Annotated in this window: 18 protein-coding genes; all 18 read left to right on the top strand. The window is 29.9% G+C overall.

Annotated elements, in window-relative coordinates; genetic code table 11:
* Window positions 1–470 precede the first annotated feature (470 nt).
* The 18 genes from I4U66_RS11305 (at window position 471) to I4U66_RS11220 (ending at window position 21018) form a co-directional block, all read left to right on the top strand.
* Window positions 471–1274, top strand: a complete 804-nt coding sequence (locus I4U66_RS11305) for an enoyl-CoA hydratase-related protein (protein WP_092925683.1) — start codon at window positions 471–473, stop codon at window positions 1272–1274.
* Window positions 1275–1285: 11 nt separating this feature from the next.
* The gene (locus I4U66_RS11300) at window positions 1286–2128 is read left to right on the top strand and encodes a 3-hydroxybutyryl-CoA dehydrogenase (protein WP_092925685.1); all 843 of its coding nucleotides are present in this window, start codon (window positions 1286–1288) and stop codon (window positions 2126–2128) included.
* Window positions 2129–2188: 60 nt separating this feature from the next.
* Window positions 2189–3373 carry an acetyl-CoA C-acetyltransferase gene (locus I4U66_RS11295; protein ID WP_092925687.1) on the top strand — a complete coding sequence of 395 codons (1185 nt, stop codon included), beginning with the start codon at window positions 2189–2191 and terminating at the stop codon, window positions 3371–3373.
* A 30-nt stretch (window positions 3374–3403) separates the two neighbouring features.
* A complete protein-coding gene (locus tag I4U66_RS11290; protein WP_092925689.1) occupies window positions 3404–4528 on the top strand; it encodes an acyl-CoA dehydrogenase in 1125 nt (374 codons plus the stop codon).
* 22 nt (window positions 4529–4550) lie between these two features.
* Window positions 4551–5348, top strand: a complete 798-nt coding sequence (locus tag I4U66_RS11285) for an electron transfer flavoprotein subunit beta/FixA family protein (RefSeq protein WP_092925691.1) — start codon at window positions 4551–4553, stop codon at window positions 5346–5348.
* Window positions 5349–5406: 58 nt separating this feature from the next.
* Window positions 5407–6381 (top strand): electron transfer flavoprotein subunit alpha/FixB family protein, encoded by a 975-nt coding sequence (locus tag I4U66_RS11280; RefSeq protein WP_092925693.1) that lies wholly within the window; start codon window positions 5407–5409, stop codon window positions 6379–6381.
* A 90-nt stretch (window positions 6382–6471) separates the two neighbouring features.
* Window positions 6472–6852 carry a hotdog domain-containing protein gene (locus tag I4U66_RS11275; protein WP_092925695.1) on the top strand — a complete coding sequence of 127 codons (381 nt, stop codon included), beginning with the start codon at window positions 6472–6474 and terminating at the stop codon, window positions 6850–6852.
* 22 nt (window positions 6853–6874) lie between these two features.
* Entirely contained in the window at window positions 6875–7720 is an 846-nt protein-coding gene (locus I4U66_RS11270) for a 3-keto-5-aminohexanoate cleavage protein (protein WP_092925697.1), read from the top strand.
* Between the two features lie 21 nt (window positions 7721–7741).
* The gene (locus tag I4U66_RS11265; protein WP_092925699.1) at window positions 7742–8395 is read left to right on the top strand and encodes a 3-oxoacid CoA-transferase subunit A; all 654 of its coding nucleotides are present in this window, start codon (window positions 7742–7744) and stop codon (window positions 8393–8395) included.
* Entirely contained in the window at window positions 8396–9055 is a 660-nt protein-coding gene (locus tag I4U66_RS11260; protein WP_092925701.1) for a 3-oxoacid CoA-transferase subunit B, read from the top strand.
* Window positions 9056–9070: 15 nt separating this feature from the next.
* Window positions 9071–10102, top strand: a complete 1032-nt coding sequence (locus tag I4U66_RS11255; protein ID WP_092925703.1) for a zinc-binding alcohol dehydrogenase family protein — start codon at window positions 9071–9073, stop codon at window positions 10100–10102.
* 19 nt (window positions 10103–10121) lie between these two features.
* Window positions 10122–11372 (top strand): lysine 2,3-aminomutase, encoded by a 1251-nt coding sequence (gene ablA / locus I4U66_RS11250; RefSeq protein WP_092925705.1) that lies wholly within the window; start codon window positions 10122–10124, stop codon window positions 11370–11372.
* 105 nt (window positions 11373–11477) lie between these two features.
* Entirely contained in the window at window positions 11478–12497 is a 1020-nt protein-coding gene (locus I4U66_RS11245) for a hypothetical protein (RefSeq protein ID WP_092925707.1), read from the top strand.
* A gap of 162 nt (window positions 12498–12659) precedes the next feature.
* Window positions 12660–13970 (top strand): MutS-related protein, encoded by a 1311-nt coding sequence (locus I4U66_RS11240; RefSeq protein ID WP_240275812.1) that lies wholly within the window; start codon window positions 12660–12662, stop codon window positions 13968–13970.
* A gap of 53 nt (window positions 13971–14023) precedes the next feature.
* Window positions 14024–15601, top strand: coding sequence for a lysine 5,6-aminomutase subunit alpha (locus I4U66_RS11235; RefSeq protein ID WP_092925711.1), 1578 nt, complete (start codon window positions 14024–14026; stop codon window positions 15599–15601).
* On the top strand, window positions 15601–16386 hold the full coding sequence (locus I4U66_RS11230) for an OAM dimerization domain-containing protein (RefSeq protein ID WP_092925713.1): 786 nt from the start codon (window positions 15601–15603) through the stop codon (window positions 16384–16386). The genes I4U66_RS11235 and I4U66_RS11230 overlap by 1 nt, the downstream gene beginning before the upstream one ends.
* Before the next feature lie 323 nt (window positions 16387–16709).
* On the top strand, window positions 16710–18200 hold the full coding sequence (locus tag I4U66_RS11225; protein WP_092925715.1) for a Na+/H+ antiporter NhaC family protein: 1491 nt from the start codon (window positions 16710–16712) through the stop codon (window positions 18198–18200).
* A 379-nt stretch (window positions 18201–18579) separates the two neighbouring features.
* Window positions 18580–21018 carry a 5'-nucleotidase C-terminal domain-containing protein gene (locus I4U66_RS11220; RefSeq protein ID WP_195928979.1) on the top strand — a complete coding sequence of 813 codons (2439 nt, stop codon included), beginning with the start codon at window positions 18580–18582 and terminating at the stop codon, window positions 21016–21018.
* Window positions 21019–21194: the final 176 nt, after the last annotated feature.

Below are 21194 nucleotides of genomic sequence, written 5' to 3'. Positions count from 1 at the left end.
TATAAAAAATAATATATATAAAATTTATTAATAAATATTAGGATAAAAATTTTTAATTAATAACAAATGATGCTTATTAATAATTATAAGTATATGTAATACTGACTTATATATAAAAAAATAATATACAAAAAATGTAAAATATAAAGAGGTAATATGAAGAATAAAGTAGAATATTATATATTATAAAAAGAAAATGTAAAAAAATAAAAATAAAAGAAGGAATATAGAAATAAATACAGAATATAATACATAAGAAAATATTTATCCTAAAATTTTAGCTACAAATTAAAAATGTAAAAAAATAAAAATAAAAGAAGGAATATGAAAATAAATGCAGAATATTAAGAACATGAGGAAATATTTGGTTCAAAGCTGTAATTATAAATCACTAAATTACTAAATTGCTAAGAGAGGAAATAGGACATCTGTGTTACTATTAGTAAATAGGATATAAGGATGGAAAAAATATGTTTAAAAATTTAATTTGCACTAAAGAGGGGAATATATACATAATTAATATAGCTAGGGAAGAATATTTGAATTCTTTAAATGAAGAAGTATTAAAAGAATTAGATATGGCTATTGATATCATCAAAAAAGATGAGGAAATTTATGTAGGTATAATAACAGGTCAAGGAAGAGCTTTCGTAGCAGGGGCAGATATAGAAGCTATGAAAGATATGAATTTTGAAGAAGCGAGAAGATTTTCAAAAACTGGAAATGACTTGTTTAGAAAAATAGAAAACTGCGAGAAGCCTATAATAGCGGGGATAAATGGATTTTGCCTAGGTGGAGGATTAGAGATTGCTATGAGTTGTGATATTAGAATAGCAAGTACAAAAGCAAAATTTGGACAAGTAGAAGTCAATCTTGGTATATTACCTGGATTTGGGGGAACTCAAAGGTTATCTAGAATAGTTGGAATAGGGAAAGCTAAAGAACTTATATACAGTGCCCAAATAATAAAAGCAGAAGATGCACTAAACATAAATCTAGTAAATAAAGTTACATCGCATGAAACTTTACTAGAAGAATGTATAGATATGGCAAAGCTTATTGCATCTAAAGGTCAACTTGCCGTAAGATATGCTAAAAATGCTATAAATAAAGGGTATGAAATAGATATAGATAATGCTATAAATCTAGAAAGCTATCTATTTGGGCTATGTTTTGCAAGTTATGACCAAGAAGAAGGTATGAGTGCCTTTTTAGAAAAAAGAGATCCAAAATTTAATATACATTGTGATAAAAAAGTAAGCAGTTCATTATAGGGGGAAATATCATGAAAATAATGGTAATAGGAAGCGGTACTATGGGAAGTGGTATTGCAGAAGTACTTATATCTAATGGACATCAAGTAATACTTAGAGATTTAAACAATGACAGTATAGAAAAAGGGATTAAGTTAATAACAAAAAGTTTAGAAAGAAAAGTAGCAAAAGAGAAGATAAAAGAAGAAGAAAAAAATGAAATACTAAACAGACTTAACTCAACTATAGAATTAGAAGAAGCAAAAGATTGTGATTTAGTAATAGAGGCTATAGTTGAAAATATACAAATCAAAAAACAATTACTTAAAGAACTAGATGAAATATGTAAAGAAGAAACAATATTTGCAACAAATACATCATCATTGTCGATAACAGACCTATCAATAAGTACCAATAGACCTGAAAAAGTAATAGGAATGCACTTTTTTAACCCAGCACCAGTTATGAAATTAATAGAAGTAATAGACGGTATGCTAACATCAAAAGAAACCCACAATACAATATTTGAATTATGTAAACAATTAAATAAAACTCCTGTAAGTGTATCTGAAGCACCAGGATTTGTAGTTAATAGAATTCTAGTACCTATGATAAATGAAGCAATAGGAATATTTGCAGAAGGCATTGCAAGTGCAGAAGATATAGATAATGCAATGAAATTAGGAGCAAATCATCCAATAGGACCATTAGCATTAGGTGATCTTATAGGCCTAGACGTATGTCTAAATATAATGGAAGTACTATATAGTGAATTTGGGGATTCAAAATATAGACCACATCCACTTCTTAAAAAAATGGTTAGGGGTGGCATGTTAGGAAGAAAAGTTAAAAAAGGATTTTATGATTATCAATAATTAATTATAAAATCCTTTAAATAAACAAAAAAAATTTTATATTGTCAAGGGAGGAAGAATATGAGAGAAGTTGTTATAGTATCAGCAGTTAGAACTCCTATAGGATCTTTAGGTGGGGCACTTAAAGATGTAAGTTCTGTAGAATTAGGAAGTATAGCGGCTAAAGAAGCAATAAAAAGAGCTAATATAAATCCTGAAATAATAGATGAGGTGTTAATAGGAAATGTATTAAGTGCAGGCCTTGGACAAAATGTAGCAAGACAAGTTGCTATAAAAGCTAATGTCCCAGTAGAAACTCCAGCACTTGCTATAAATAAAGTTTGTGGTTCTGGCCTTAGAGCAGTTAGTATGGCAGCACAGTTTATAGCTCTTGGAGATTGTGATGTAGTACTTGCTGGTGGATGTGAAAGTATGAGTAATGCACCATATTTATTAAATAGAGGTAGATATGGATATGGACTAGGGGATAATAAAATAGTTGACTCTTTAGTAAATGATGGCTTAACAGATGCCTTTAATAATTACCACATGGGGATAACTGCAGAAAATTTAGCAGAAAAGTTTGGTATAACTAGAGAAGAACAAGATAAATTTGCTCTTTTAAGTCAGGAAAAAGCTAAACAGGCTCAATTAAACAATAGATTTAAGGATGAAATAGTTGAAGTTTTAATACCACAAAGAAAAGGTGATCCTATTGTATTTGATACTGATGAGCATCCAAAGCATAACACTACTATAGAAAGATTATCTAAATTAAGACCAGCATTTAAAAAAGATGGAACTGTTAGTGCAGGAAATGCATCAGGAATAAATGATGGTAGTGCTATGGTTATACTTATGAGTAGAGAAAAGTGTGATGAATTAGGATTAAAACCATTAGCAAGTATAGTTTCTTATGCTTCAGCAGGGGTTGATCCATCTATAATGGGTTATGGTCCAGTTCCATCAACAGAAAAAGCTCTTCAAAAAGCAAACTTAAACCTAGATGATATAGATTTAATAGAAGCAAATGAAGCTTTTGCAGTACAAGCTTTATCAGTATCAAAAGGATTAGACTTTGATATGGAAAAAGTAAATGTAAATGGTGGTGCAATAGCACTTGGGCATCCAGTAGGAGCTAGTGGATGTAGAATATTAGTTTCTTTAATACATGAAATGCAAAAAAGAGAAGATGCTAACCTAGGACTTGCTACACTTTGTATAGGTGGTGGACAAGGTACTAGTTTAATAATAAAAAAATGCTAAAATAGTGTATTCAAAAGAGGGGAGAAATTTATGGAAAAATATGAATTATTAAAACAAATGTATAGAGAGTTTACAGTAAATGAGGTAGCTCCTATAGCTCATGAGATAGATGAAGAAGAAAAATTCCCATATGCAACAGTTGATAAGATGGCTGAATGTGGAATGCTAGGAATACCTTTTCCGAAAGAGTATGGTGGAGAAGGAGGAGATTATTTAGGATACACATTAGCTGTTGAAGAACTTTCAAAAGCTTGTGGAACTACAGGGGTAATATTATCTGCTCATACTTCATTAGGTGCTAATCCAATATATGAATTTGGTACAGAAGAACAAAAGCAAAAGTTTTTAGTACCACTTGCAAAAGGTGAAAAATTAGGTGCTTTTGGTTTAACTGAACCTAATGCAGGTACAGATGCATCAGCTCAACAAACTACTGCAGTTTTAGATGGAGATAATTATATATTAAATGGAACTAAGATATTTATAACTAATGCAGGTCCTGCTGATATATATATAGTTATGGCTATGACTGATAAATCAAAAGGAACTCGTGGAATATCAGCTTTCATAGTTGAAAAAGGAACAGAAGGATTTACAATAGGTAAAAAAGAGAAAAAACTTGGTATAAGAGGTTCTGCAACTTGTGAACTTATATTTGAAAACTGTGTAATACCTAAAGAAAACTTATTAGGTAAAGTTGGACAAGGATTTAAAATAGCTATGAAGACACTAGATGGTGGTCGTATAGGAATAGCTGCACAGGCATTAGGAATTGCACAAGGTGCATTAGATGTTACAGTTGATTATGTAAAAGAAAGAAAGCAATTTGGTAGAAGCTTATCGGCATTTCAAAATACTCAATTTGAACTTGCTAATATGAAAACTAAAATAGAAGCTGCAAGACTTTTAGTATATAAGGCTGCAAGCAAAAAAGATGCAGGTAAACCATATAGTGTAGATGCTGCTATGGCAAAACTTTATGCATCTGAAGTAGCGATGGAAGTTACAACTAAAGCAGTTCAACTTCACGGAGGATACGGATACACTCGTGAATATGATATAGAAAGAATGATGAGAGATGCAAAAATAACTGAAATATACGAAGGAACAAGTGAAGTACAAAGAATGGTTATAAGTGCAGACTTACTTAAATAGCAAATTTTTAGGAGGAAAGAATATGAATATATTAGTTTGTGTAAAGCAAGTACCAGATACAACAGAAGTAAAATTAGATCCTAAAACTGGTACATTAATAAGAGATGGTGTACCAAGTATTATAAACCCTGATGATAAAGCAGGTATAGAAGAAGCAGTAAATTTAAAAGAAAAAATGGGTGCAACAGTTACAGTGTTAACAATGGGACCACCACAAGCTAAAAATGCATTAAAAGAAGCAATAGCAATGGGTGCTGATAAAGCAATACTTCTTACAGATAGAGCTTTTGCAGGAGCTGATACATTAGCTACTTCAAAAACTATAGCAGGAGCTATAAAGAAGTTAGACTATGATTTAATAATAGCAGGAAGACAAGCAATAGATGGAGATACAGCACAAGTTGGACCTCAAATAGCAAATCATCTTGATATACCATCTATAACTTATGTTGAAAAGTTAGAAGTAGAAGGTGAGAATGTAATAGTAAATAGAGCTTTTGAAGATGGATATCAAGTTATAAAGGCTAAAATGCCACTTCTTATAACTACTTTAAAAGAGATGAACACTCCAAGATATATGAGAGTTTCTAGAATATATGATTGTATGAGAGAAGAAAAAATAGAAACTTGGACTTTAAAAGATATAGATGTTTGTTTAGAAGAGATAGGACTAAAAGGTTCTCCAACAAAAGTTAAAAAATCATTTACTAAGGGTGTTAAAGCAAAAGGAATACTTTATGATGTAGATGAAAAAGAAGGAGCATCAATAATAGTAAATGCTCTTAAAGAAAAGTTTATAATAACTGAAGCTAAGGCTTAAAAACTAAACAATTTGACGAAATATTTCTCAAAGAGTAGTGATTATAGGAGGAAAAATAATGAGTGTAATGGTTTTTGTTGAGCAAAGAAGCGGTGAGATCCAAAATGTTTCTTTGGAATTAATAGGAAGAGGTAAAGAGTTAGCAGATAAATTAAATAGTAAAGTAAGTGCAGTTCTTCTTGGATATAATGTTAAAAGTTTAAGTGAAGAGCTTATACAATATGGTGCAGATGAAGTAATTTGTGTAGATGATGAAAACTTAGATGTATATGTTACTAATACATACACTAAAGCACTTTGTGATGTTATAAATAAAAAAGATCCAGAAATAGTTTTAGTAGGAGCAACTACAATAGGTAGAGATTTAGCACCAAGAGTTAGTGCAACTATTGGAACAGGGCTTACAGCAGACTGTACATCACTTGAAATAGATGATGAAACTAGTGGTCTTTTAATGACTAGACCTGCATTTGGTGGGAATATAATGGCGACTATAATATGTCCAAATCATAGACCACAAATGAGCACTGTAAGACCAGGAGTTATGAAAAAGTTAAAAAAAGATACTACAAGAACTGGAAATGTTGAAAATTTTGCAGTAGATTTTAGTGAAAATGGTAAAAATGTAGAAGTATTAGAATATGTAAAAGAAACTATAAAGAAGGTTAACATAGAAGATGCTAATATACTTATATCAGCAGGAAGAGGAATAGGTTCTAAAGAAAATATGGATGCTTTATATGAATTAGCAGACATATTAGGGGCTGAAGTAAGTGCTTCTCGTGCTGTAGTTGATGCAGGATGGGTTGATAAATCTCGTCAAGTAGGACAAACTGGTAAAACTGTAAGACCAGACCTTTACCTTGCTTGTGGTATATCAGGAGCTATACAACATTTAGCTGGAATGGAAGAATCTGAATTTATAGTGGCTATAAATAAAAATAGTGAAGCACCTATATTTGAAGTTGCAGATGTTTCTATAGTAGGAGATGTTAATAAAGTTATTAAAAATTTAATACAAGAATTAGCATAATAAATTTAAATTTACTAATTGGTGTAGGTCTAGTAAAAAGGCCTATCCCAGTTATTAAATATACAAACAAACATAAAGGGGGATTTTCACATGAAAGCAATGATAAGAATAAGAATGGGAAGTAATGACGCTCATTATGGTGGAAATTTAGTAGATGGTGCTAAAATGCTTCAATTATTTGGAGATGTAGCTACTGAATTACTAATACAAAATGATGGTGATGAAGGATTATTTAAAGCATATGATAGTGTAGAGTTTTTAGCTCCAGTATATGCTGGTGATTATATAGAAGCAGTTGGTGAAATAGTTAATGTAGGAAATAGCTCAAGAAAGATGGTATTTGAAGCTAGAAAAGTTATAGTACCAAGAACTGATATAAATGAATCAGCAGCAGAAGTTTTAGAAAATCCAATAGTAGTATGTAAAGCTAGTGGAACTTGTGTAGTGCCTAAAGATAAACAAAGATTATAGTTACTTAGGGGGAGACTTTAATATGCAAAAGGTTATAATAACTGCAGCTATATGTGGTGCAGAGGTAACAAAAGAACATAATCCAAATGTTCCATATACTGTTGAAGAAATAGTAAGAGAAGCAAAGTCTGCTTATGATGCTGGAGCAAGTATAATACATCTTCATGTAAGAAAAGATGATGGAACTCCAACACAAGATATAAATAGATTTAAAGAATGTATAGACGCTATAAAGGTTGCTTGCCCTGATGCAATTGTTCAACCTTCAACTGGAGGAGCAGTTGGAATGAGTAATGAAGAAAGAATTCAACCAGTAAATTTATCTCCAGAAATGGCAACTCTAGACTGTGGAACTTGCAACTTTGGTGGAGATGAAATCTTTGTGAACACTGAAAATACTATAAAAGAGTTCGGAAAGAAAATGATAGAATTAAATGTTAAGCCAGAAATAGAAGTATTTGATAAGGGTATGATAGATATGGCTCTTAGACTTAACAAAAAAGGATTTATAAATGATAATATGCACTTTAACTTTGTAATGGGAGTTAATGGAGGTATAAGTGCTACTTATAGAGATTTAATGTTTATGAGAGAAAGTATACCTGAGAATGCTACATTTACAGTAAGTGGAATAGGAAGATCTCAATTTGATATGGTGGCTTTAAGCATATTATTAGGTGGACATATTCGAGTAGGATTTGAAGATAATGTATATATGAAAAAAGGAGTCCTAGCATCATCAAATGGAGAATTAGTTAAAAAAGCTGCAAATATAGTAAAAGAGCTTGGAAGAGAAGTAGCAACACCTAAAGAAGCTCGTGAAATACTAGGTTTGAAAGCAAATATATTAAGCACACAAGAAGCTTAAACAATTTAGGGGGAAGCTAAAATGAGTAAAGTTGTATCTTTAGAAACACTAAAGAATCTTTTTAAAGATGATATGACTATCATGATAGGTGGATTTTTAGGCTGTGGAACAGGGGAAATCCTTATAGATTCACTTATAGAATCTGGTGCTAAAAATTTAACTATAATAGGAAATGATACTTCTTTTGTTGATAAGGGAATTGGAAGGCTGATAGTAAATAATCAAGTTAAAAAGGTTATAGCATCTCATATAGGAACAAATGCGGAAACTGGAAGGTTAATGAATGAAGGTAAACTAGAAGTTGAATTATCTCCACAAGGAACTCTTATAGAAAGAGTAAGAGCAGGTGGATTTGGTCTTGGTGGAATATTAACTCCAACAGGAGTTGGAACTTTAGTTGAAGAAAATAAAGAAAAAATAACGGTAAATGACAAAGAATATTTATTAGAATTACCATTAAGAGCAGATATAGCGCTTGTAAAAGGTAGCCTAGTAGATACATTTGGAAATACAGTTTATAAAGGAACTACTAAAAACTTTAACCCAATGATAGCTATGGCAAGTGACCTAGTAATAGTTGAGGCTGAAGAAGTAGTAGAAGCAGGAAGTTTAGATAAAGAGATAATAATGACTCCAGGTGTAGTAGTAGATTACATAATAAAGGAGGCAAAATAAATGAATCCTAAAGAAATTATAGCTAAAAGAGTGGCTAAAGAATTTGAAAATAATCAATTAGTAAATTTAGGGATAGGACTTCCAACATTAACTGCAAACTACATAGAAGAAGGCATAAATGTAACTTTCCAATCAGAAAATGGAATGGTTGGTATGGGTAAAGTTGCTAATGAAGATGAAGTAGACCCATATATAACTAATGCAGGTGGTCAATTTGTAACTATAAATGAAGAAGGAGCTTTCTTTGATTCATCAATGTCTTTTGGTCTTATAAGAGGAGGACATGTAGATGTAACAGTTCTAGGAGCTTTAGAAGTAGATCAACATGGAAATCTAGCTAACTGGATAGTACCTGGAAAGATGGTTCCAGGTATGGGTGGAGCTATGGATTTAGTAGTTGGAGCTAAAAAGGTTATAGTTGCAATGCTACACACTGTAAAAGGTAAATCTAAGATACTTAAAGAGTGTACTCTTCCATTAACTGCAAAAGGTGTAGTTGATATGATAATAACTGAACTTGCTGTTATGGAAGTAACAAAAGAAGGTTTAGTTGTAAAAGAAATAAGTGAAGATGTAACAATTGAAGAATTAAGAGAAATGACAGATGCAGATTTAATAATATCTGATGATTTAGTATATATGCAAGCACAAACAGTATAATAAGGGGGATTAGTCATGAAAGGATGTAAATACGGAACACACAGAGTTATAGGGGAAAATGTACTTCCACAACCAGCTAAAAAAATAAACAATGATATGAATATTTATGATAATGAAATATTAATAGATGTTCAAGCTTTAAACATAGATTCAGCAAGTTTTACTCAAATAGAAGAAGAGTGTAACCATGATGTAGAAAAAATAAAGTCAAGAATATTAGAAATAGTAGAAGAAAAAGGGAAAATGCAAAACCCAGTTACTGGTTCTGGTGGAATGTTAATAGGGACAATAGAAAAAATAGGATCTGATTTAGTAGGAAAAACAGATTTACAAATAGGAGATAAGATAGCTACGCTTGTATCATTATCATTAACTCCATTAAAAATAGATGAAATAATAGACATAAAAGCAGATATAGATAGAGTTGAAATAAAAGGAAAAGCTATATTATTTGAAAGTGGTATATATGCAAAATTACCAACAGATATGGAAGAAAACCTAGCATTAGCTGCTCTTGATGTTGCTGGTGCTCCGGCTCAAACACAAAAGTTAGTTAAAGAAGGGGATAGTGTTTTAATACTTGGAGCTGCTGGTAAATCTGGAATGCTTTGCTGTTATGAGGCTAAAAAGAAAGCTGGAAAAAATGGTAGAGTAATAGGACTTGTTAGAGATGAAAAACAAAAAGCATTCTTAAAAGAAAATAACCTTGTAGATGAAGTTATAGCTGTAGATGCACAAAATCCTAATGAAGTACTTAAGAATGTATTAGAAGTTAATGAAGGAAAAGAGGTAGATTTAGCTATAAACTGTGTAAATGTTCAAAATACAGAAATGAGTACAATACTACCTGTTAGAGACGGTGGAGTAGTATACTTCTTCTCAATGGCAACAGCATTTACAAAGGCAGCACTTGGAGCTGAGGGTGTAGGTAAAGATGTAGATATGATAATAGGAAATGGATACACTAAAGGTCATGCAGATGTTACAATAGCAGCTTTAAGAGAAAGTGAAACAATAAGAAATATATTCAAAAAATTATATGTATAAAATATAAGGGGTGGAGATTATGGAAAGAAAAATATTTACAGACGTTAGTAATGAATTATGGAATGATTGGACTTGGCAAGTAAAAAATAGAATAACAACAGTTGAAGAATTAAAAAAATATATACCACTTACAGAAAGTGAAGAAGAAGGGGTTAAGGAGTGCCTTAAAACTCTTAGAATGAGTATAACTCCATACTACTTATCATTAATAGATCCAACTAATGCAAATGATCCAATAAGAAAGCAAGCTATACCAGTTGCAAGTGAACTTAAAGTATCAGATGCTGATTTAGATGATCCACTTCATGAAGATGGAGATTCACCAGTGCCAGGACTTACTCATAGATATCCAGATAGAGCATTACTTTTAATAACAGACCAATGTGCAATGTATTGTAGACACTGTACAAGAAGAAGATTTGCTGGACAAAATGATGGAGCTCAACCAGTTGATAGAATAGATAAAGCTATAGAATATATAAGAAATACTCCAGTTATAAGAGATGTATTATTATCAGGTGGAGATGCACTTTTAATGAGTGACGAGAGATTAGAGTATATAATAAGCAAATTAAGAGAGATACCACATGTTGAAATAATAAGAATAGGAAGTAGAACTCCAGTAGTTATGCCACAAAGAATAACTGATAATTTAGTAAATATGCTTAAGAAATATCATCCAGTATGGTTAAACACTCACTTTAATCATCCAAATGAAATAACTAAAGAATCTATAGAAGCTTGTAAGAAGATGGCAGATGCAGGTATACCTCTAGGAAACCAAAGTGTTTTACTACGTGGGGTAAACGATTGCATGCACGTAATGAAGAAATTAGTTAATGATTTAGTAAAAATAAGAGTTAGACCATATTACATATATCAATGTGATTTATCTAATGGAATAGAGCACTTTAGAACTCCAGTATCTAAAGGTATAGAAATAATAGAAGGATTAAGAGGACATACATCAGGATACTGTGTACCAACATTTGTTGTAGATGCACCAGGTGGTGGAGGTAAAACTCCAGTTATGCCAAATTATGTAATATCTCAAAGCTACGATAAAGTAATACTTAGAAACTTTGAAGGTGTTATAACTACTTATACAGAGCCAACAAACTACAATCATACATGTGAATGTGAAGTTTGCAAAGGTGAAAAAGAAGTTCATAAGGTAGGGGTAGCAGGTCTTTTAAATAATGAAAGAATGGTACTTGAGCCAACTGAATTAGATAGAAAGAAAAGAGAGCTAAGTACTCAATTAGGTTAGTAAAAATTAACATTAAAAGATATTATAGGTAATATTACCTATAATATCTTTTAGAAAAATCATTAAAATCTACATCGCTTAGATTAAATTTTTAAGGATATAATTATGGATATATTAAATGAAATTTTAAAATATAAGAGTATGTCTATTATAGGAAATTACAAGAATGTAGGTAAAACTACTACTTTAAATTATATATTAAAAGAATGTATAAATAAAAATATAATACTAGGACTTACATCAATTGGGGTAGATGGAGAAGGTGTAGATGTTGTTACTAAAACTGATAAACCTAGGATATATGTAAATAGAAATACTATAATAGCTACAGCTAATAGTTTGGCTTTAAATAGTGATATAACCAAAGAAATTCTAGAACTTACAAATATAACAACACCACTAGGGAATATAGTTATATTTAGATCCTTAAGCGATGGATATATAGAACTTGCAGGTCCATCTATAAACACTCAAATAAAGTACATATGTGAAAGATTAAATCACTTTGGTGCAGACTTAAGTATAGTTGATGGGGCTTTATCTAGAAAGACATTGGGCTCACCATCTATAACAGATTCTACAATATTTTGTAGTGGAGCTGTAATAAATAAAGATATAAATAAGGCAATAGAAAAAATAATATATGAAGCTAATATACTAAATCTTGATAAATTAAATGATGATAAATTCTATGAAATTTATGAAAATATAAAAGAATATAAGATTAGCTTAGTAAATAAGGATTATTCATACAAATGCCTAAATATAAATACAACTCTAAACTCTTCTAAAGAAATTATAGATAGTGTAGATGAAAATACTAAGTATATAGTTGTAAATGGAATAGTTACTAATAATTTTATAAACAACTTTATAAAAAGTGGTAGTAACTATAAAAATATAACTATATTGGTCAGCGATAGTACAAAGATATTTTTAGATAAGGAAATATTTGATAAGTTTATAAAGCTTAAAGGAAGTATTAAGGTTGTAAATAAAGTTAATCTAATTGGATTAAGTATAAATCCAACATCAATAGAAGGATATAGCTTTGATGATAAATATTTTATAGATAGTATACAAAGTAAAACTAATATAAAAGTATTTAATGTTATGAATGTTTAGAAATTAAGCTTTTATAAACAAGAAGGTGATTATATTAAGTCATTTATAATAAACGAAGTAAATACAATTACACCATATGGAGAGAAAGAAAAAGCTAATATAAAAATATATAAAAAAGAAAATAGTGAAAAATTAATAAAAGAACTTAATTATATAGAGAATATGATTAATAGCTTAAAAGAAAATGACATGGTGTATGATAATATACAATATGAGTTTTGTAAAATTAAAAATATAACAAATACTCTAAATCGGTTAAAACAGAAAAATGCATTAGACGAAATAGAACTGTTTGAAATAAAAAACTTTGCTATAAATACTAATGAAATAATAAAAAATTATTTAAAATTGAATATTAATATAGATTATATAAACTTTAAAAACTTAGATGCAGTTGTAAAGATGTTAGATCCAGATGAATTAAATTTAACTACATTTCAAATATATGGTGCATATAGTAAAAAGTTATTGCATATTAGACAAAATAAGTTAAATATTGAAAAGAAAATATTTAGTGAAACTGATAAAGATAATATAGAAAAATTAAAACAAGAAAGACTAGAGATTGTTGTAAATGAGGAACAAGAAGAGTTAAGAATAAGAAAAGCACTAAGTGAAAAGTTGTATAACTATTTAAATGATATAAATGAAAATATAAAATCTATAGGGAAGTTAGATTTACTTATTGCTAAAGCAAATTTAGCACTTAAGTATAATGCTATAAAACCTAATATAAATAGAGAAAATAAAATTTTCTTTAAAGATCTTATAAATCCGAGTCTTCAGACAATTTTAAGTTCACAAAATAAGGAATATATTCCAATAACCATAGATATAGATAAAAAAATTACTATAATAAGTGGTGCTAATATGGGTGGAAAAAGTGTAAGTATGAAAACTATAGCACTTAATCTATATTTATTCCAATGTGGATTTTATGTATTTGCCAAAGAGGCTAACTTATGTGTATTAGACTTTATATACATAATAAGTGATGATATGCAAGATATAAACAAAGGTCTAAGTACATTTGGAGCAGAGATCCTAAAGTTAAAAGAAATAACAAAACTTATGAAGTTAAGGGATGGATTTATTGCATTAGATGAATTTGCAAGGGGAACCAATCCGATAGAGGGAAGGTTACTACTAAAAGCAATATGTGAATATTTTAAAAAGTACAATTCTATAAGCTTAATATCTACACATCTAGATGATATAAATATAGATGATGTTACTTATTACCAAGTAGTAGGTCTTAAAAATGTAGATTTTGATGGTTTAAAACGTCAAATAGATTTAAAGATTGGAGTAGGTAAAAGTTCAAAAGGTGTACAAATACTTCAAGAATACATGGATTACAGATTAGAGAAAGTAAGTAAAGAAACTAAAGTTCCAAAAGATGCTATAAATATATGTAGATTATTAGGATTAGATAATGAAATAGTAGATATAGCTGATAAGCTAAGTAAATAAAGCTTGTAGATATAGCTGACAAACTAAGTAAATAAAGCTTAAGGGGGATTAATATGAGTAAGTTAAATTTAGATTTTAGTATAGTGGAAAAAGCTCGTGAATCAGCGCGTAATATAGTGTTAGATACACAAGAATTTATAAACAAACACACTACAGTAACAGTTGAAAGAAGTATACTTAGACTATTTGGCGTAGATGGAGTAGATGAATTTGGTGTGCCACTTCCAAACGTAGTTGTAGATAGCATTAAAAACTCAAACAATGGCTCTTTAGGTATGGGGGTTGCTTATTATATAGGTAATGCTATGATAAATACAGGACTTACTCCACAAGAGATAGCACAAAAAGTATCTCAAGGAGAATTAGATCTATGTTCCCTTAAAGAGCATGATGTATTTGATGTTAAGCTTAAAATAAATGAAATAGCTAAACAAAGTGTAGATCAAATAAAGGCAAATAGAAATAAAAGAGAAGAATTCTTAAATGAGTATGGAGATAAAAGTGGACCATACTTATATGTAATAGTAGCTACAGGAAATATATACGAAGATATAACTCAAGCTGTAGCAGCTGCAAAGCAAGGAGCGGATATAATCGCAGTTATAAGAACAACTGGACAAAGTTTACTTGACTATGTTCCATATGGTGCTACGACTGAAGGATTTGGAGGAACTTATGCAACAGGTGAAAACTTCAGATTAATGAGAGAAGCACTTGATGAGGTTGGAGCTGAACTTGGAAGATACATAAGACTTTGCAACTACTGTTCAGGATTATGTATGCCAGAAATAGCAGCACTAGGAGCACAAAATAGATTAGACGTTATGCTAAATGATGCTTTATATGGAATATTATTTAGAGATATAAATATGAAAAGAACAATGATAGACCAATACTTCTCAAGAATAATAAATGGATTTGCCGGAGTCATAATAAACACTGGTGAAGATAACTACTTAACAACAGCAGATGCAGTAGAAGAAGCACATACTGTACTTGCATCTCAATTTATAAATGAGCAATTTGCATTAGTTGCAGGATTACCTGAAGAACAAATGGGACTTGGACATGCATTTGAAATAAGCCCTGATGTTGAAAATGGATTCTTATATGAATTAGCTCAAGCTCAAATGGCTAGAGAAATATTCCCTAAAGCACCTCTTAAGTATATGCCACCAACTAAGTTTATGACTGGTGATATATTTAAAGGTCAAGTACAAGATGCATTATTTAATATGGTAACTATAATGACAGATCAAAAATTACACTTATTAGGAATGCTTACAGAAGCAATTCATACTCCGTTTATATCAGATAGAGCACTTTCAATAGACAATGCTAAGTATATATTTAATACTATGAAAGATCTAGGAAGTGAAATAGAGTTTAAAAAAGATGGAATAATGTGTAATAGAGTTAATGAAGTTTTAAACAATGCATATGAATTAATTTCTCAGATAGAAAAAGATGGATTATTTAAAACATTAGAACAAGGTAAATTTGCAGGTATAAAAAGACCAATAGATGGTGGAAAAGGTCTTGATGGAGTTGTTATGAAAGAAGCTATGTACTTCAATCCATTTGTAGAACTAATGTTAGAAAAAGAGTTAGTGTTAGGGGGGAATTGTTAATGAGCGGACTATATTCTATGGAAAGTAAGGAATATGATAAAAACCTTGATTTAAAAAATTTAAAGCCTTATGGAGATACATTAAACGATGCTAAAGTACAAGTAAGTTTTACATTACCAATAAAAGATGATGAAAAAGGTATAGAAGCTGCAAAACTTACAGCTAAAAATATGGGACTTGGTGATATAAATGTAGCACATCATAAAGCACTTGATAGTGAATTTACTTTCTATGTTGTATATGGAAGTTTAGAAAAAGGTGTAAACTATGAAGATATACATGTAGAAGTAGCACAAGAAGATACTATGGATAAATATGAAATAGAAGACTATATAAAAGAAAATATAAAAAGAGATGTAGTAGTAGTAGGTGCAAGTACAGGAACTGATGCACATACAGTTGGAATAGATGCAATAATGAATATGAAAGGTTATGCAGGAAACTATGGATTAGAAAGATATGAAGGTATAGAAGCTTATAACTTAGGAAGTCAAGTTCCTAATGAAGAGTTTATAAAAAAAGCAGTAGAGCTTAAAGCTGATGTATTATTAGTTTCCCAAACTGTAACTCAAAAAAATGTTCATATAGAAAACTTAACTAATTTAGTAGAATTATTAGAAGCTGAAGGTTTACGTGATAAAGTAGTACTTCTTTGTGGTGGACCAAGAATAAGTCATGAACTTGCAAAAGAATTAGGTTATGATGCAGGATTTGGACCAGGCAAATTTGCACAAGATGTAGGAAGTTTCTTTGTAACTGAGTTAGTAAATAGAAACTTAGTATAATAAAGATCAGAGATTTATAAATCAACCGAGGAAATTGTTATACTACAGCATCTGATGAAAATAATTAAAAATTTATAGAAATATTATATAAAATTAAACAAAAACTGACATAACATAATGACAATTAGAATAAGTATAATGTTTATTTATAGGATGTAACAATATTTTTTTAATAACCAAAATTTAAGTAGTGCTTTATGGTTAAAATCAACAGACTTATGCATTATGACAGTGCATAAGTCTGAAAAGTTACTGGATAGTGTTAGGTTTAACCTAAATTAAATACATTATCAATTATACATTATATCAAGGGGGCTCATTTTATGGGGTTTTGGATTGGACTATTAAAATTTTCACCAGTATTTATGCTGGCAGGTCTAATGATTTCGGGTATGGACTGCTTAATAGCAGCTCCAATAGCTACAATATATGCATTTATTGTAGCATCAATAACAGACAAGCTTAAATTTAATGATTTAGTTGACTGTGCAGTTGACAATGTAAAACATTTAAACTTAGTTTTCTTTATACTAATGCTTGCTTACGCTATGGCAGAAGCATTTATGGCTACAGGGGTTGGGGCTTCAATAGTTAATATAGCACTTTCTCTAGGCGTAACAGGTAGAACTGTTGCAGTTGTTGCATTTATAGTTACTGGTATACTTTCAGTGGCTACTGGAACTTCATGGGGAACTTTTGCTGCATGTGCTCCAATATTTTTATGGTTAAACCATATGGTTGGTGGTAGTATATTATTAACAACTGCATCTATAGCTGGGGGAGCTTGTTTTGGAGACAATATAGGGCTTATATCAGATACAACAGTTGTAAGTTCTGGTATGCAAGGTGTTGAAGTAATAGATAGAATTAAATCTCAAGGGCCATGGTCTATAGTATGTTTAATAATATCTATAGTACTTATATATGGACTAAGTATGTCTATGGGATTACCAACAGATGCTGCAAATGCTGCATTAGCAATAGATCAAATACCAGCACAAGTAATGACTGATTTAGAAGTTGCAAGACCATCAGCAGTAGAGCTTTTAAATCAAGTAAAAACAGGAGTACCATATTATATGGCAATACCATTATTACTTGTTTTAGGAGTAGCTATTAAAGGTTTACCTACATTAGCGTGTTTATCTGTTGGTATAGTATCATCATTTATATTTGGAATTTTTGCAGGAACTGTAGATTCTTTAAAAGGCTTTTTAGATTTAATGATGAGTGGATTTGCAGATGCAGGTTCTTGGGTTATAGTAATGATGATGTGGGTTGGAGCGTTCGGTGGAATAATGTCTAAGATGAAAGCTTTCGAACCATTATCAAATTTAGTTATGTTCCTTGCTAGAAATGTAAAACAATTAATGTTTATGAATGGTTTATTATGCTTAGTAGGAAATGCTGCACTTGCAGATGAAATGGCACAAATTGTTACAGTAGGTCCTATAACTAAAGAATTAGTTGAAAATAATGTGGATGGTAGTGAAGAAGATTTATACCAACTACGTTTAAGAAATGCTACTTTCTCTAGTTCTCTAGGGGTATTTGGTTCTCAATTAATACCATGGCATGTTTATATAGGGTTCTATTTAGGAATATTAACAGCTGTGTATCCACTTCATCAATTCGTGGCATTTGATATAATAAAATACAATGTTATGGCATATGTTACAGTTGGATCTATACTTATATTAACATTAACTGGACTTGATAAATTTATTCCTAAGTTTGGTTTACCAAGTGAGCCAAATATTAGACTAAAGAAGAAGCAAAAAAAAGAGTCAGAAAAAGTAACAGTATATTCATAAGTTAAATATATGAAAATAAAAAAATACCCATTAGGTTATATAACCTAGTGGGTATTTTTTATTTTCATTTGTTAATGTAAAGATAAAAAGTGTACTATATAAAAGAAATTATGCATAAAAAACAAAATATTAGCAAATTTAGGTGAAAAATGTTTACTAAATATTAAAAATGTTATACTATATAATTAAATATTATACAAATGATTTGAATATTAAATTATTTAAAATATGTAAAAAAGGGTAAAAGTAGTTAAAGCTTATGGTAATTAAAATAAAAATTTAATATAAGTCTACTTTATATAATTAAGTTTTATTATAAACTATTAAAATATTTATATAGTTTATATAATATATAATCATATATCTTGGGGAGGATAAAATGAGTAAAAAACTAAATTTAAGAAAAGTGACATCATTAGCATTAGTACTAGGATTATCAATACCAATGTTATATCCATCAGAAGTAAGGGCATTAGAAGAAAATAAAAAAATAACAATACTTCATACTAATGACATACATGGTAGATTTGTTAAAAATGATAAGACAATAGGAGTAGATGTATTATCAAGTATAAAAAAACAAACTCCAAATTCATTGTTATTAGATGCAGGAGATACAATCCATGGTTTACCATTTGTAACATTAAATAAAGGTCAAGATGCAGTTGATTTAATGAATGCAGCAGGATATGATTTTATGACACCAGGAAATCATGACTTTAACTATGGTTATGAGAGATTATTAGAACTTGTTAAAAAACTTGAATTAACAAATGGACAACAAAAGATGAGGGTTTTATCATCAAACGTAACTAAAGATGGTAAAAGTGTATTTACACCAAATGCTATAAAAGAAGTAAATGGAGTTAAAGTAGGTATATTTGGACTATCATCTCCAGAAACTGCATACAAAACAAATCCTAATAATGTTAAAGGATTAAAATTTGAAGATCCAGTTCAAATGGCAAAAAAACAAGTTGAGGATCTGGAAAAAAATGGTGCAGAAGTAATAGTAGGGCTTGCACATGTTGGAATAGATGAATCTAGCGATCCGACAACTATAGACATAGCAAATGAAGTAAAAGGTATAGATGTTATAGTAGATGGACATAGCCATTCAAATTTACCAAATGGTAAAAAAGTAAAGGATACTTTAATAGTTAGTACTGGAGAATATATGCAGAATATAGGGAAAGTAGAGTTAGAGGTATCTAGTGTAAATGGAAAGCATGAAGTTGTTAATGCAAATGCAAGTCATATTACTAAAGAACAAACAAGTAAGATATCTTCAGATAGTGTTGTTGAAAATAAAATAAAAGAAATAGAAGAAGCTCAAGACAAGATATTGTCTGTAAATGTAGGAAATTCAGATGTTCATTTAGAGGGAAGAAGAGAAAATGTTAGAACTAAAGAAACTAACTTAGGAAACCTTATAACAGATGCGATGATTTCAGAAACTAATGCAGATGTAGCTATAACTAATGGTGGAGGAATAAGAGATAGTATAAATAGAGGAGATATAACTAAAGGAGAAGTAATAAAAGTTCTTCCTTTTGGAAACTACATAGTAACAAAAGAATTAACTGGAGCTCAAATAAAAAAAGTATTAGAACACGGAGTTAAAGACTATGGAACACCAGCAGGTTCATTTACACATATAGGTGGAATGAAAATAGTGGTAGATCCTAGAAATGAAGTAGGAAATAAAGTAGTAGATATAACTATAAACAATAAAAAAATAGATATGAATAAAAAATATACAGTAGCCACTAATGATTTTATGGCAGTTGGTGGAGATGATTATCCATGTTTTAACGATGAGCCAATAATAAATGAATACAGTGGATTAGATGAAGCTTTAATAAAATACATAGAAAAAACGGGGACTGTTTCACCTAAAGTTGAAGGTAGAATAACATCAGTAATAGAAAAATTAATTGGAGATAATAGATACCATACTGCGGCTAAAATAAGCTTAAGTGGATTTGAAAAAGCAGATAATGTTGTATTAGTAAATCCAAATGCTATGTCAGATGCGCTTAGTGCAACTCCATTTGCTAAATTTAAAGATGCACCAGTATTACTAACAGAAAGTTCTAAGTTAAGCAACGAAACTAAAGCTGAGATACAAAGGTTAGGTGCTAAAAATGTATACATAGTAGGTGGAAATAGTGTTGTTAATGAAAATGTTGTAAATGAACTTAAAGCTATGAATTTAATTACTGAAAGAATAAGTGGAAAAGATAGATATGAAACTTCATTAAAAGTAGCTAAAAAACTAGGTGATGTAAGTGAAGTAGCAGTAGTAAATGGAGTAAGAGGGCTTAGTGATGCAGTAAGTATAGCACCCGTTGCAGCAAATAAAAATATGCCAATATTATTAGCGTCTGATGCTAATGGAAGTAAAATATTTGATGAATTTATAAAAGATGAAAAAATAACAAAATCTTATGTAATAGGAAAAGAAGCATCTATTTCAGAAGAAATAGCTAAAACACTTCCAAATTCACAAAGAATAGGTGGAATAGACAGAGGTGAAACTAATGCTATGATAATAGATACATTCTATAAAGATATAGAAATAAAAAATTTATTTGTAGCTAAGAATGGAATAAATAGAGAACAAGATTTAGTAGATGCATTAGCATTAGGGGTTGTTGCATCTAAAGAAAATTCTCCTATATTAATAGGTAGGGATAAGCTAAATGATAAACAAAAAGGAGTATTAGGAAATAAAACTATAAAATCTCTAACTCAAGTTGGAGGAAATGGAAATGAAGGTATAGTTAAAGAAGTTTCTAATATGATAAAAAGATAAAAATATGATTTAAACAATTTTATATTAAAATATAAAGACACCTCAGTTTCGTTTGAAACGGAGGTGTTTTTGAAGTAAATATATTTAAACATAATTATTTATCTTCTAGAATTATAAAACTTTTCTATAAGATTTAAAATAGCATACATAATCCAAGCGCAAAATGCAAGTACAAA

Source organism: Romboutsia sp. D33t1_170424_H2, assembly GCF_015669105.1.
GTDB classification, from domain to species: domain Bacteria; phylum Bacillota; class Clostridia; order Peptostreptococcales; family Peptostreptococcaceae; genus Romboutsia_C; species Romboutsia_C hominis.
This window is presented reverse-complemented; position numbering and strand designations above follow the sequence as displayed.

Excerpts from the sequence above, each read along its gene's own strand:
- I4U66_RS11270 (WP_092925697.1), top strand. The coding sequence starts at position 6,875 with ATGCAAAAGGTTATAATAACTGCAGCTATATGTGGTGCAGAGGTAACA.
- I4U66_RS11240 (WP_240275812.1), top strand. The coding sequence starts at position 12,660 with ATGATTAATAGCTTAAAAGAAAATGACATGGTGTATGATAATATACAA.
- I4U66_RS11305 (WP_092925683.1), top strand. The coding sequence starts at position 471 with ATGTTTAAAAATTTAATTTGCACTAAAGAGGGGAATATATACATAATT.
- I4U66_RS11300 (WP_092925685.1), top strand. The coding sequence starts at position 1,286 with ATGAAAATAATGGTAATAGGAAGCGGTACTATGGGAAGTGGTATTGCA.
- I4U66_RS11260 (WP_092925701.1), top strand. The coding sequence starts at position 8,396 with ATGAATCCTAAAGAAATTATAGCTAAAAGAGTGGCTAAAGAATTTGAA.
- I4U66_RS11280 (WP_092925693.1), top strand. The coding sequence starts at position 5,407 with ATGAGTGTAATGGTTTTTGTTGAGCAAAGAAGCGGTGAGATCCAAAAT.
- I4U66_RS11290 (WP_092925689.1), top strand. The coding sequence starts at position 3,404 with ATGGAAAAATATGAATTATTAAAACAAATGTATAGAGAGTTTACAGTA.
- I4U66_RS11285 (WP_092925691.1), top strand. The coding sequence starts at position 4,551 with ATGAATATATTAGTTTGTGTAAAGCAAGTACCAGATACAACAGAAGTA.
- I4U66_RS11255 (WP_092925703.1), top strand. The coding sequence starts at position 9,071 with ATGAAAGGATGTAAATACGGAACACACAGAGTTATAGGGGAAAATGTA.
- I4U66_RS11245 (WP_092925707.1), top strand. The coding sequence starts at position 11,478 with ATGGATATATTAAATGAAATTTTAAAATATAAGAGTATGTCTATTATA.
- I4U66_RS11230 (WP_092925713.1), top strand. The coding sequence starts at position 15,601 with ATGAGCGGACTATATTCTATGGAAAGTAAGGAATATGATAAAAACCTT.
- I4U66_RS11220 (WP_195928979.1), top strand. The coding sequence starts at position 18,580 with ATGAGTAAAAAACTAAATTTAAGAAAAGTGACATCATTAGCATTAGTA.
- I4U66_RS11235 (WP_092925711.1), top strand. The coding sequence starts at position 14,024 with ATGAGTAAGTTAAATTTAGATTTTAGTATAGTGGAAAAAGCTCGTGAA.
- I4U66_RS11265 (WP_092925699.1), top strand. The coding sequence starts at position 7,742 with ATGAGTAAAGTTGTATCTTTAGAAACACTAAAGAATCTTTTTAAAGAT.
- I4U66_RS11275 (WP_092925695.1), top strand. The coding sequence starts at position 6,472 with ATGAAAGCAATGATAAGAATAAGAATGGGAAGTAATGACGCTCATTAT.
- ablA (WP_092925705.1), top strand. The coding sequence starts at position 10,122 with ATGGAAAGAAAAATATTTACAGACGTTAGTAATGAATTATGGAATGAT.
- I4U66_RS11295 (WP_092925687.1), top strand. The coding sequence starts at position 2,189 with ATGAGAGAAGTTGTTATAGTATCAGCAGTTAGAACTCCTATAGGATCT.
- I4U66_RS11225 (WP_092925715.1), top strand. The coding sequence starts at position 16,710 with ATGGGGTTTTGGATTGGACTATTAAAATTTTCACCAGTATTTATGCTG.